The 11,972-nt window shown below is 70.6% G+C and carries 12 protein-coding genes; 5 read left to right on the top strand and 7 right to left on the bottom strand.

Features of this window, described 5'->3' with window-relative positions:
* Positions 1 to 129: 129 nt before the first annotated feature.
* From AC6JA9_RS34535 to AC6JA9_RS34525, 3 genes are all read left to right on the top strand, one after another.
* Entirely contained in the window at positions 130 to 1,623 is a 1,494-nt protein-coding gene (locus AC6JA9_RS34535; protein WP_426736518.1) for an anthranilate synthase component I family protein, read from the top strand.
* Positions 1,620 to 2,183, top strand: a complete 564-nt coding sequence (locus AC6JA9_RS34530; RefSeq protein ID WP_473571269.1) for an anthranilate synthase component II — start codon at positions 1,620 to 1,622, stop codon at positions 2,181 to 2,183. Before AC6JA9_RS34535 ends, AC6JA9_RS34530 begins: the two co-directional genes overlap by 4 nt.
* A 159-nt stretch (positions 2,184 to 2,342) precedes the next feature.
* Positions 2,343 to 2,819, top strand: coding sequence for a hypothetical protein (locus AC6JA9_RS34525; protein WP_223781607.1), 477 nt, complete (start codon positions 2,343 to 2,345; stop codon positions 2,817 to 2,819).
* Positions 2,820 to 2,822: 3 nt separating this feature from the next.
* Here AC6JA9_RS34525 and AC6JA9_RS34520 read toward each other — a convergent pair whose 3' ends face one another.
* Positions 2,823 to 3,422 carry a histidine phosphatase family protein gene (locus AC6JA9_RS34520; RefSeq protein WP_223748387.1) on the bottom strand — a complete coding sequence of 200 codons (600 nt, stop codon included), beginning with the start codon at positions 3,420 to 3,422 and terminating at the stop codon, positions 2,823 to 2,825.
* A gap of 84 nt (positions 3,423 to 3,506) precedes the next feature.
* Between AC6JA9_RS34520 and AC6JA9_RS34515 the strand changes: the two genes are divergently transcribed.
* Together AC6JA9_RS34515 and AC6JA9_RS34510 are read left to right on the top strand one after the other, a co-directional pair.
* Positions 3,507 to 3,923 (top strand): hypothetical protein, encoded by a 417-nt coding sequence (locus AC6JA9_RS34515; protein ID WP_483578634.1) that lies wholly within the window; start codon positions 3,507 to 3,509, stop codon positions 3,921 to 3,923.
* Between the two features lie 102 nt (positions 3,924 to 4,025).
* Entirely contained in the window at positions 4,026 to 6,353 is a 2,328-nt protein-coding gene (locus tag AC6JA9_RS34510; protein WP_497958418.1) for a putative glycosyltransferase family protein, read from the top strand.
* 51 nt (positions 6,354 to 6,404) lie between these two features.
* Here AC6JA9_RS34510 and trpA read toward each other — a convergent pair whose 3' ends face one another.
* From trpA to aroF, 6 genes are read right to left on the bottom strand one after another with little or no spacing between them, the layout of a single operon-like run.
* Positions 6,405 to 7,196: a tryptophan synthase subunit alpha gene (gene trpA / locus AC6JA9_RS34505; protein WP_223748392.1), complete on the bottom strand. Its 792-nt coding sequence runs from the start codon at positions 7,194 to 7,196 to the stop codon at positions 6,405 to 6,407.
* Positions 7,193 to 8,398, bottom strand: a complete 1,206-nt coding sequence (trpB, locus tag AC6JA9_RS34500; protein WP_141333160.1) for a tryptophan synthase subunit beta — start codon at positions 8,396 to 8,398, stop codon at positions 7,193 to 7,195. The genes trpA and trpB overlap by 4 nt, the downstream gene beginning before the upstream one ends.
* Before the next feature lie 5 nt (positions 8,399 to 8,403).
* Positions 8,404 to 9,042: a phosphoribosylanthranilate isomerase gene (locus AC6JA9_RS34495; RefSeq protein ID WP_223781611.1), complete on the bottom strand. Its 639-nt coding sequence runs from the start codon at positions 9,040 to 9,042 to the stop codon at positions 8,404 to 8,406.
* The gene (locus AC6JA9_RS34490) at positions 9,039 to 9,797 is read right to left on the bottom strand and encodes an indole-3-glycerol-phosphate synthase (RefSeq protein WP_223781612.1); all 759 of its coding nucleotides are present in this window, start codon (positions 9,795 to 9,797) and stop codon (positions 9,039 to 9,041) included. The genes AC6JA9_RS34495 and AC6JA9_RS34490 overlap by 4 nt, the downstream gene beginning before the upstream one ends.
* 59 nt (positions 9,798 to 9,856) lie before the next feature.
* Positions 9,857 to 10,873, bottom strand: coding sequence for an anthranilate phosphoribosyltransferase (gene trpD, locus AC6JA9_RS34485; protein ID WP_497958417.1), 1,017 nt, complete (start codon positions 10,871 to 10,873; stop codon positions 9,857 to 9,859).
* A gap of 6 nt (positions 10,874 to 10,879) precedes the next feature.
* Entirely contained in the window at positions 10,880 to 11,905 is a 1,026-nt protein-coding gene (aroF, locus tag AC6JA9_RS34480; protein WP_046715901.1) for a 3-deoxy-7-phosphoheptulonate synthase, read from the bottom strand.
* Between the last annotated feature and the right edge of the window lie 67 nt (positions 11,906 to 11,972).

The following is an 11,972-nucleotide window of genomic DNA, read 5'->3' as shown; positions in this document are numbered from 1 at the left end:
GGGGCTCCGCGCTACACCGGTGGGGCCGTCGCGAACCGTGGTTTCTGCTCGCGAGGAGTGAGGCGCGGGCGCGGCTCCCCGTCGCTGTCCGGGACGGGTGATACTGGTCGCGGGGGAAAGGTCATGACGATGGATGCACAGGAGCGGAAGGCGGCGTATCGCCAACGCGCGGAGCAGGGCGAGTCGGTGCCGGTGTCGGTGGAGTTGCCGGCGGACCTCGACACGCCGCTGTCGGCGTATCTGAAGCTGGGCGGAGGCTCGCGCGGCTTCATCCTCGAGTCGTGCTACGGCGGCGAGCGCTTCGGGCGCTACAGCCACGTGGGCACCCACGCCGCGGGGCGTGTGCGGCTGGACGCGCGGGGGGCCACGTTGTGGCGTGGCTCGCGCGAGGAGCGCCGCGAGGGCAAGCCGCTGGACGTCCTGCGCACGTTGTGGCGAGAGCTCGCCGTGGCGCGACTGCCGGGCGAGGCCCCGTTCCTGGGCGGGCTCGTGGGGTACATGGGCTACAACTGCATCTCGTGGATGGAGCCCACCGTCCCGGACCGGCACCCGCGCGACACCTCGTTCCCGGACTCCGAGTGGCTCATCTGCGAGGACTTCGTCACCCACGACTCGCGCACCGGGACGCTCAAGGTCACCGCGATTGCGCGGCCGTCGCTCCATGGCAGCGTGGCCCACGCCCTGAAGGACGCGGAGGAGCGCGCGCAGGCCATGGCGGAGAAGCTGCTCAAGCCGCTGCCTCCGGAGGCCTACGTGCCGTCGCCTCGCATGAAGGGGGACTCGGCGCCCATCGCCTGTTGGGACCGCGCCGGTTACGAGGCCGCGGTGGAGCGCTCCAAGGAGTACATCCGCGCGGGTGACATCTTCCAGGTGGTGCTCGCCCGGCGCTTCGAGGCTCGCGGCGCGCCTCCGCCGCTGTCGCTCTACCGCGCGCTGCGACGGGTGAATCCCTCGCCGTACCTGTTCCTGGTGGAGATGGGCGAGGCGCGCGCGCTGGTGGGCGCCTCCCCGGAGCTGCTGGTGCAGGTGCGAGATGGGGATGTGGTGGTGCGGCCCATCGCGGGGACGCGTCGACGCGGGGCCTCCGAGGCGGAGGACCTGGCGCTGGAGAAGGAGCTGCTCGCGGACGAGAAGGAGCGCGCCGAGCACATCATGCTGGTGGACCTGGGCCGCAACGATGTCGGCCGCGTGGCGGCGCCCGGCTCGGTGCGCGTCGAGGACCTGATGGTCATCGAGCGCTACAGCCACGTGATGCACATCGTCTCGCAGGTGCGCGGCAAGCTGGACTCGAAGTTCGACGCGCTCGACGCGCTGGCCAGCACGTTCCCCGCGGGCACCGTGTCCGGGGCTCCGAAGATTCGCGCGATGCAGATCATCGACGAGCTGGAGGTGCAGCGACGCGGGCCGTACTCGGGCGCGGTGGGCTACCTGTCCTTCTGCGGCACGCTGGACGTGGCCATCGCGCTGCGCACCTTCTTCGTCGACGGTGACAAGACGTTCTGGACCGCGGGCGCGGGGCTGGTCGCGGACTCGGTGCCGTCGAAGGAAGCCGATGAGACGGAGGCCAAGGCCGGCGCCATGGCCGCCGCGCTCCGGCTGGCTCGCGAGGGAGGTGGGCGATGATTCTCGTCATCGACAACTACGACTCGTTCACCTTCAACCTCGTCCAGCTCCTCTACACGCTGGGCGCCGAGGTGAAGGTGGTGCGCAACGACGCGCTCACGGTGGAGGCCATCGCCGCCGAGGGCGCGTCGCACCTGGTGATTTCCCCGGGGCCTTGCACGCCGCACGAGGCCGGGGTCAGCGTGGCCGCCATCGCGCAATCGAAGGTGCCGGTGCTCGGCGTGTGTCTGGGGCACCAGTCCATCGGCGCGGCCTTCGGCGGCAACGTCATCCGGGCGCCCGAGCCCGTGCATGGCAAGTCCGCGCGCATCCGGCACGAGGGCTCGGGCGTGTTCACCGGCGCGAGCCAGGGCTTCCTGGCCGCGCGCTACCACTCGCTGGTGGTGGAGGCGTCCTCGTTGCCCGCATCACTGGAGGCCACGGCGTGGAGTCAGGACGGGCTCATCATGGCGCTGCGCCACCGCGAGCGGCCCGTCGTGGGCTTCCAGTTCCACCCCGAGAGCGTGCTCACCCCCGAGGGCCCCACCCTGGTCCGCAACTTCCTGGAGGGGCGTCTCTGAGAGGGGACATCGCCCTGGGGTACGAGGGGATTGTCGGGCTGACGACACTGTCTGGAGCCTGACAATTCCGACGTTCTTGACGGAAAAACCACACGCATAGCGTGGGCCCTTCCGGCGACCGAGGCTCCATCCAGGAGTCGGCGCCGGGAGGAGCCCACGATGAACGTGCGAAGTGCGATGTCTCGCGGTCTGGTCGCGATGTTCGGCGCGCTGGTGCTGGGCGCGTGTGGTGGGGAGCCGTCCGCCGAGGCCGGCGCGGGCGTCCCGATGGACGAGGCGGAGCTGACCACGGTGGACTCGTCGCTGGGCCAGTGCCCGGGCTACGACTCCTGCGCGAACTGGTCCCCCTGGTACGCGGTGGGTGGCAGCTACTGCGGCGCCAACGCCAGCACCTGCGGCTCGACCTGGGTCTGCGAGGAGGACCCCTGGGGCTGTCCGAACGGCGTGGCTCCCGAGGCGACCGTGTCCAAGGATGGCCAGGAGCTGCTGCCCCCGTGTTGCGGCATCCTCTATCGCGAGCCCAACCCGGCGCTCATCGGTACGCAGGAGCGCTACCGCGTCTGCTTCAATCCGGCGGGTGCGTCGTGCACCGACTACGAGCAGACCAGCGGCGGGGTGTTGAGCTGCGGCTGCTGAGCCTCATGGCTTGAGATGGGTGGTGTCGTTCCAGCCGGCGAGCGCCGGCTGGGCGGCATCCGGCCCGTCCGCGCCGAGCACGCTGATGGAGCCGGTGCTCAAGAGGAACAGGCGCCCCTCGGAGGGCGCGAGCCCCAGCCACCGCGCCGCGAGCACTCGCAGGAAGTGGCCGTGGGAGAAGATGAGGATGTCGCCGGTCTGCTGGCGCAGGTCGGAGATGACGCGGTCCGCGCGAGCGCCCACCTGCTGTGCCGTCTCGCCGTTGGGGACGCCGTCCTTCCACACCGTCCAGCCGGGATGCTCCACGCGAATCTCCGCGCCGGTGCGGCCCTCGTGGTCGCCGTAGTCCCACTCCATCAAGTCGTCGCGGCGCACGGCCCCTTCGCCGTAGCCCGCGAGCGCGCAGGTCTCGAACGCGCGACTCAAGGGGCTGGTCCACACCTGGGCGAAGTCCCACGCGCGCAGGGGCTCGCCGAGCTTCGCCGCCATCGTCCGGCCGGCCTCGAGCAGCGGGACATCGGTGCGTCCCGTGTGCTGCCCACCCCGGCTCCATGCCGTCTCTCCGTGACGAACGAGCACCACCTGGGGACCGCGCGTTTTCATAGGGGCCGGATTGTGCCACCCGGAGAGGGCAGGGCGCGCGTTTCATGAAACACGCGGTGGCGATCGGACAGTAGCCTCGCGGCCATGCACTCCCTTCGTTCGATTCCCCATGTGTCGTTCGTCCTCGCGTCGTTCCTGGCGCTGACGCTGGCCCTGCCCGGACACGCGCAGTCCGCCGCGGCGAAGGGTGGCGGTACGGACGGCACGATGTTGCTGACCATCTTCATGAAGCACGACCAGGGCAAGACGCTGGAGGAGATCAACGCGCACCTGGACCGCACGGGCTTTCGCAAGAGCTTCCCGCCCGCGGGCGTGGAGGTGGTGTCCTGGTACGTGATGATGGGCGTGGGGCAGGTCGTCACGGTGCGCCTGCCTCCCGAGAAGCTGCGCGAGGTGAACCTCGCGTTCGAGAAGGGCGCGTGGGGCGCGTTCCGCACGGAGTTCTACCCGACGTACGATTACCGGCCCATCTGGGAGAAGACGCGCTCCGCCACGCCGTGAGCGGGGTTGGGTATGCTCGTGGCTCGCGTGTCTTCTCCAGAGCCTCCTGCCCCCGCCCTGCCTCCGAGTGTTCCGCCGCGTGACGCGCGGGTGTCCCAGTGCTTGTTGCTGGTGACCTGTGCGTTGGCGCTGACGGCGCTCTACTTCTCCCGGGTGTTCGCCACCGGCGAGATGTTCAGCGCGCGCGACTCACTGTACGTCTACCTGCCGGCGTTCCATTACTGGCGCGAGGCGGTGCTGGGCGGGCGGATTCCGGAGTGGCTGACGCTGGATGGCTTCGGTCAGCCCTTCGCGGGCACGCTGGTCGTCGCGCCCTTCCATCCGAGCAAGCTGCTGTACCTGCTGCTCTCGCTGAACCACGCCTTCAACGCGAACATCCTGCTGTGCTTCCCGGTCGCGCTGCTGGGGATGTATGCGTTGACGCGGTTGTGGGAGGTGCCTCGCGCGGGGACGTTCCTCGCGGGGATGGCGTATGCCTTCAGCGGCTACCTGGTCTGCATCACCAACAACCTCTGCTACCTGATGGCCGCGGCCACGGTGCCGTGGGCGCTGTGGGCGACGGAGCGTCAGCTTCGCGCGCCGGGGGCGGGGAGGTTGTTGCTCGCGGGGCTGGTGCTGGCGCTGGTGCTGCTCGCGGGGGACGTGCAGGCGTTCTGCGTGACGTATGGGTTGGTGGTGTTGCTGGCGCTCTCGTCGCCTGTGGAGTCGCGGCGGGCCCGGCTCGTGTCCGTGTTGGGAGTGCTGGGGGTGGCGACGCTGCTGGCCTCGCCGCAGTTGTTCTCGTCCGCGGCGTTGATGGGGACGGCTCAGGCGGGAGGCAGGACGCTCGACATCGCGCAGGAGTACGCGGTGCATCCGCTTCGACTGCTCGAGCCGTTGCTGGGGGCCTACCTGGAGCTTCCGGACGAGCGGCCGGACGTGACGCTGGCCATCGTCACCAAGCTTGCGCCCTCGGGATACGCGAGCTTCTGGGTTGGCTCTCTGTATCTGGGTGTGCCCGTGCTGCTGCTCGCGGGGGTGGCGGCATGGTTGAATCGCCGCTCCCGGATGTTGTGGTTTTGGGGCGGCGTGTGGCTGTTCGTCTTGGGGCTGTCGCTGGGGCCCGCGCTGCCGCTCTACGAGGCCCTGTACACGTGGGTGCCTCCGTGGCGTGTGTTTCGCTATCCGACCAAGCTCGTTCCGTTCCTCGGGCTGGGGGTCTGCTTCCTGGCGGCCCTGGGGTGGAAGCACGTGTTCGAGGGGGAGGGCCGGCGGGTGTTCCTCCGGCTCGCGGCGGCGGTGGGCGTGGGGTGTCTGGTGCTCATCGTGGGCGAGTCCCTGGGGCGGGGGTTCACGGCGTTGCTGCTGGTGCCTCGCTGGCCGGAGATGCCCGGGGAGCTGCGCGAGTTGTTGTCGCGGCAGTTCGTGCTCGTCAGTGGAGTGGCGCTGGTGAGCGCGGTGCTCTGTGTGGGTGGGGTGCTGTGGACGCGTGGGAGCGCCGGGGTGTTGTTGGTGACGCAGTTCGTGTCGGGCTTCGTGGTGGGGTTCGGGAGCTACGAGCTGCTCACGCCGGAGGTGTTGTCCACGCCGCCTCCGTTCGCCGAGCACATCCTCTCGCAGCCTCGCGAGGATTCACGGGTGCCCATCCGGGTGGCCTCGCACTACGACGTCGCTGGCGTGACGTCGCTCATCCCGGGGATGGATGCTCGGCAGTGGCGCACGCTCGTCGCGGCGCAGACGCTCATGCCGGACACACCGGGGCTGTGGGGCATGGAGAGCGCGGATGGGACCCTGCCCGCCACGAGTCGACGGGTGCGTGCGGTCGTCTGGGATGTGACGCCGTGGTTCCTGGAGCGCGCGCCGCTGTTCTCCGTCGCGTACTCGGTGCATCCGCTCGTGGAGTGGCAGGCGCTGGAGGCGGCTGGGAAGAAGAACGCCGTCACGGACCGGTCCATCAAGGCGGTGTTGGTGGAGCACCCGGGGGTGCTGCCTCGGGTGTTCCTGGCGAATGCGCGCTGTGTCGCGTCGTACGAGGCCGCGATGCCGGGGCTGGCGGATCCGCTCGTTCGTGCCGGACAGGTGGCGTTGGTCGAGTGTGGCGAGGGTGGGGCCGGGCTTGCCTCTGGAGACACGTCTCCCGTGGGGGGACAGGTGAAGGTGGAGCGCTACGAGGCGGAGACCTTGGATTTCGAGGTGGAGAGTCCTCGCGACGCGGTGCTCATCGTGAACGACGCGTGGTTCCCCGGGTGGACGGCGATGGTGGATGGCGTGGAGACGCCGATTCTCCCGGCCAACGTCGCGGTGCGCGCGGTGCCCGTGAAGGCTGGGCGACATCGGGTGACATTGACCTATCGGGATGTTGCCGCGCGGTGGGGACTGGGCGTCTCCGCGATGACGTTCCTGGGACTGCTCGGGTTCGCGGTGGTGCGTCGACCGCGTGAAGCTTCGTGAGAAGGGCCACGGAGCACGGAGTGGTGCTTCCGTGCCCGTGTCCCGTCGACGTCAGCGCTTCAATCCGCGCTTGATGTCCGCGCACAGCGCCTTGACGGCCTGCGGTCCATCCGAGTGTGCGGCCCGGACGAGCGCGCTCCCCACCACCACCCCATCCGCGTGCGCCGACAGCGTCCGCGCCTGCTCCGCGCTGGAGATGCCGAAGCCCGCCACCACCGGCACCGGTGACGCCTTGCGCACCAGGTCCAGCCGCTGCGACAGGTCCGGAGGCAGCTCCGCGCGCATGCCCGTCACTCCCGCTACCGACACGCAGTACACGAAGCCGCGCCCATCCTTCGCGATGGCCTCGGCTCGCGCACGCGGGGTCGTCGGCGCGCACAGCGGAATCAGGTCCACGCCCGCCGCGTCGAACGTGGCGCGCAAGGCCCCGCTCTCCTCGGGCGGCAGGTCCGGCAGGATGGCTCCCGACACGCCGCGCTCCCGCGCCAGCTTCGCGAACCGCTCCTCGCCCATCGCCATGATGACATTCACATACGTCATGATGACCAGCGGCGTCTCCGGGCAGCGCCGATGCACCTCCGGCACCACCTCGTCGAGCACCCGCTTGAGCGTGGAGCCCGCCTTCAACGCGCGCTCCGATGCACCCTGGATGACCGGCCCGTCCGCGATGGGGTCGCTGAACGCCACGCCCACCTCGAGGATGTCCGCGCCTCCCTCCACCATCGCCGTGAAGACCTCCACCGAGCGCGCCAGGTCCGGGTCTCCCGCCATCCCGTACGCCACCAGCGCGCCCTCGCCCCGAGCCTTCGCCCGCGCGAACGCCTTCGCGATTTCGCCGCTCACGCCTTCACCCCCACCGCCGGCGGAACCCCGCGTGCCGAAATCGTCGCGACGTCCTTGTCCCCTCGACCCGAGCAGTTGATGACCAGGTACTTGCCCGCGCCCAGCTCCCGCGCCAGCTCCCTGCCTCGCGCGAACGCATGCGACGTCTCCAGCGCCGGGAGGATGCCCTCCATGCGCGCCACCTCGTAGAACGACGCCAACGCCTCGTCGTCCGTCGCCGTGCGCACCTCCATCCGCCCAATCTTCGCCAGGTGCGCCAGCTCCGGCCCCACGCCTGGATAGTCCAGACCCGCGCTGATGCTGTGCGCCTCCTGAATCTGTCCATCCGCGTCCTGGAGCACCAGCGAGCGCGAGCCGTGCAACACGCCCTCCGTCCCCAGCGTCAACGACGCCCCGTGCTGGCCCGAGTCCAGCCCGTGCCCACCCGCCTCCACGCCGATGAGCCGCACGCTCGCATCGCCGATGAACGGATGCAGCACGCCAATCGCATTCGAGCCGCCCCCCACGCACGCGACAATCGCATCCGGCAGCTGCCCGAACGCCGCCATCGCCTGCGTGCGCAGCTCCTTCCCGATGATGGACTGGAAGTCGCGCACCACCGACGGATACGGGTGCGGCCCCGCCGCGCTGCCGATGACGTAGTGCGTGTCCGAGACCTGCGACACCCACGTGCGCATCGCCTCGTTCATCGCGTCCTTCAGCGTCCGCGAGCCCGACTCCACCGGCCGCACCACCGCGCCGAGCGCCCGCATCCGGAAGACGTTGAGCGCCTGCCGCTCCACGTCCAGCGCGCCCATGTACACCTCGCACGGCAGCCCGAAGAGCGCACACGCGGTGGCCGTCGCGACGCCGTGCTGGCCCGCGCCCGTCTCCGCGATGATGCGCTTCTTGCCCATCCGCTTCGCGAGCAGCACCTGACCCACGGTGTTGTTGATTTTGTGCGCGCCCGTGTGCGCCAGGTCCTCGCGCTTGAGCCACACGTTCGCGCCGCCCCACGCCTCGGTGAGCCTGCGCGCCGGCGTCAGCGTCGTGGGACGACCCACGAACTCACGCAGCACCCGCGCCACCTCGGCGTCGAACGTCGGGTCCGCCCTGGCGGCCGTATACGCCTCTTCCAACTCCATCAGCGCCGGGACGAGCGTCTCCGGCACGTAGCGCCCACCGAAGCGGCCGAAGCGGCCGGTGGAAGTCTCCGTGTTCATCCCTGTCACTCCCAGAGGTTGATGGACTTCGCGGCCCGCACGAAGGCGCGCACCGCGTCCATGTCCTTGATGCCCGGGGCCGACTCCACCCCACTGGCCACATCCACTCCGTAAGGCCGCGTCGCGCGCACCGCCTCCGCCACGTTGGAGGGCTTCAGCCCTCCCGCCACCAACACCGGCACGCCGCTGCCCGACACTCCCGCCACCAGCGACCAGTCGAACCCCACGCCCCCACCGCCATACCCAGGCGCCGCCCCGTCCAGCAGCAACCCCGTCACGTCGCCCACTCCCACGTACGCCCGCGTCCGCGCCACGTCATCCGCGCCGCGCACCCGCAGCGCCTTGATGACCGGCACCCCGAACCCCGAGCAGGCCTCCGGTGGCTCGTCCCCATGGAGCTGCACGGCCGTGAGGCCACACTCCGTCACCGCCCGCCGGATGTCCTCCGCCGCCGCGTTGACGAACACCCCAATCAGCGCGCCCAGGGGCGGCCGCGTGCGCGCGAGCTTCGCCGCCGTGGCCAGGTCCAGATATCGAGGGGAGGGCGGATAGAAGTTGAGCCCCAGCGCGTCCACCCCCGCGTCCCACGCGGCCCGAGCATCCTCGAGCCGCGTCACCCCACACACCTTCACCCGGACACTCACGGCGGCGTGCCTTCCTGTCCGAGCAGCCGCGTGAGCGCCCGTCCCGGCTCCGCGTCGCGCAGGAGCGACTCGCCCACCAGCACCGCGTCGGCGCCGGCCTCTCGCGCGGCGACCAGCTCCGTCACCGACTTGAGCCCGCTCTCCGCCACGAGCACGCGGGCCCGCGAGCGCAGCCTGGGCATCACCCGCAGCGCCGTGCCCACGTCCGTCTTCAACGTGGCCAGGTCCCGGTTGTTGATGCCCACCAGCTCCGCGCCCGCCGCCAGCGCCCGCTCGGCGTGCGCCTCCGTGTGCGCCTCCACCAGCGCGGCGACGTTCACCGCGCGCGCCGTGGCCAGCATCTCGCGCAGCTCTCCGTCCTCCAGCGCATCCGCGATGAGCAGCACCGCGTCCGCGCCCCACAGCGCGCTCTCCTCGACCTCGCGTGCCGCGACGAGGAAGTCCTTGCGCAGCACCGGCACCGACACCGCGGCTCGCACCGCGACGAGGTCCTCCAGCGCGCCACCGAAGTCCGGCCCGTCCGTCAGCACGCTGATGGCGCTGGCGCCTGCGGCCTCGTAGGCCCTCGCCACTGCCACCACGTCCGCGTGTGGAAACGCTCCGCCGGACGGACTCTTGCGCTTCACCTCCGCGATGACGCTCACCGGGCGCCCCGGTGCTCGTCGCAGCAGGCCGCCCGCGAAGTCACGCGGCTCGGGACGGGGGCGCGGCGACAGGGGAGGCCGCTCCGCCAGCTCCCGTCGCTTGCGCGCCATGATGAGGTCCAGCGTCCCCGGCGCGACCGGAGACGACGTGCTACCGTGCTGGCCCCCGCTCACGACACGGCCCCATGGATGAGCGAGGCGAGCTTGCGCGACGCCGCGCCCGAGTCGATGGCGTGCTCCGCCTTCTTCACGCCCTCGCGCAAGTCGTTCGCTTGCCCGACCACGACGAGCGCCGCCGCCGCGTTGAGCAGCACCGCCGTGCGCAGTCCGGAGCGCTCACCGTCGAGCAATGAGCGCAGCCGCTTCGCGTTCTCGTCCGCGTCACCGCCAGCGATGGCCTCGCGCGGCACCACTTCGAGCCCCGCGTCCTCGGGCCGCACCGTGAAGCAGTGCACGGTGCCGTCCTCGCGTAGCTCCGCCACCTCGGTGGGCGCGCAGGGCGAGATTTCGTCCAGCCCGTCGTGGCCATGCACCACCCACGCGCGCCGACTGCCCAATCGCCCCAGCACTCGCGCCGTCTGCTCCACGCGCTTGCCGTCGAAGGTGCCCAGCAGCTGATAGCGCGCGCCGGCCGGGTTGGTCAGCGGTCCCAGCAGGTTGAACATGCTGTGGAAGCCCATGTCCCGCCGCGCCTGCGCCACGTGCTTGAGCGCGCTGTGATGCGAGGGCGCGAAGAGGAACCCCACGCCGTATTCGTCGATGTCGAGCGCGACGCGCTCATGCGGCCGCTCCATGGACACACCCAGCGCGGCGAGCACGTCCGCGCTGCCGCACCGACTGGAGACCGCGCGGTTGCCGTGCTTGGCCACCGTCACCCCCGCCCCGGCGGCCACGAAGGCCACCGCGGTGGAGATGTTGAAGGTGTGCGCGCCGTCCCCGCCCGTGCCGCAGGTGTCGAGCACCACCTGCGCGCGCGGAGACAGCTTCGCCGCGCAGGCCCGCATGGCCTCCGCGGCGCCGAGGATTTCGTCCTCGGTCTCACCCTTCATCTTGAGCGCCGTCGCCAGCGCCCCCACTTGAGCAGGCGAAGCCTCGCCCGCGAGCATCAGGCCCATGACCCGGGCCATCTCCTCGCGGGTGAGGTCGCGCCGGCCCACCACCTTGCCCAGCGCTTCCTTGAGGGTCATCGCGCGCTATCCCAACCGCACGACTTCACGGCCCATGGCCTGTGCAATCGCCCGTACTTCGTTCATGGACTTGTCGAACTCGGAGAAGTCCAACGACTGGGCGCCGTCCGACTTCGCGCGCGGCGGGTCGGGGTGCACTTCCACGATGATGCCGTCGGCGCCCACCGCCACCGCCGCCCGCATCATCGCCGGCACCGCCTTGCGCACGCCGATGCCGTGCGAGGGGTCCACGAAGACAGGCAGGTGCGACAGCTGCTTGAGCATGGGCACGGCGTTCAGGTCCAGCGTGTTGCGCGTCATCGTCTCGAACGTGCGGATGCCGCGCTCGCAGAGGATGACCTGGGTGTTGCCGCGCGCGACGATGTACTCGGCCGCCATCAACAGCTCCTTGATGGTCGCGCTCATGCCGCGCTTGAGCAGCACGGGCTTGCGCCGCTCGCCCACCGCCTCCAGCAGGCTGAAGTTCTGCATGTTGCGCGCGCCAATCTGGAGGATGTCCGTGGCGTCCGCCACCGCGTCCAGCGTCGCGGTGTCCTTCACCTCGGTGGTGACGAGCAGGCCCGTCTCCTGGCGCGCCTCGGCCAAGAGCGCGAGGCCGTCACCCTTGAGGCCCTGGAACTCGTAGGGGCTGGTGCGCGGCTTGAACGCGCCGCCGCGCAGCATGGTGGCGCCCGACTTCTTCACCGCGTGGGCGGTGGACAGAATCTGCTCGCGCGACTCCACCGAGCACGGCCCGGCGATGACGTGGAAGGACGCGCCGCCGATGGTGAGGTTGCCCACGCGCAGCTGCGTGTCGTCCGGCTTCACCTCACGGCTGACGAGCTTGAACGGCTGGGAGATGGAGACCGCGTCCGCGACGCCGGGCAGCACTCGGAAGGGTTCGGGCTCCACCGCGCCGGGGTTGCCGGTGATGCCGATGGCCGTGCGAGTGCCCCCTGGAATCGCGTGCGGTTGCCAGCCACGGCGGCGGATCTCGTCGTTCACACGCTCGATGTCCTGGGCCGTCGCGTCTGGTCGCATCACGATCAACATGGGGTAACCCGCCTTCTCTCCACTCAGGTGACGCCGGGAAGCCCGGCGTTTCGAGGCTCTTGCATGT

It is taken from the genome of Myxococcus sp. MH1 (assembly GCF_059738865.1).
This window is presented reverse-complemented; position numbering and strand designations above follow the sequence as displayed.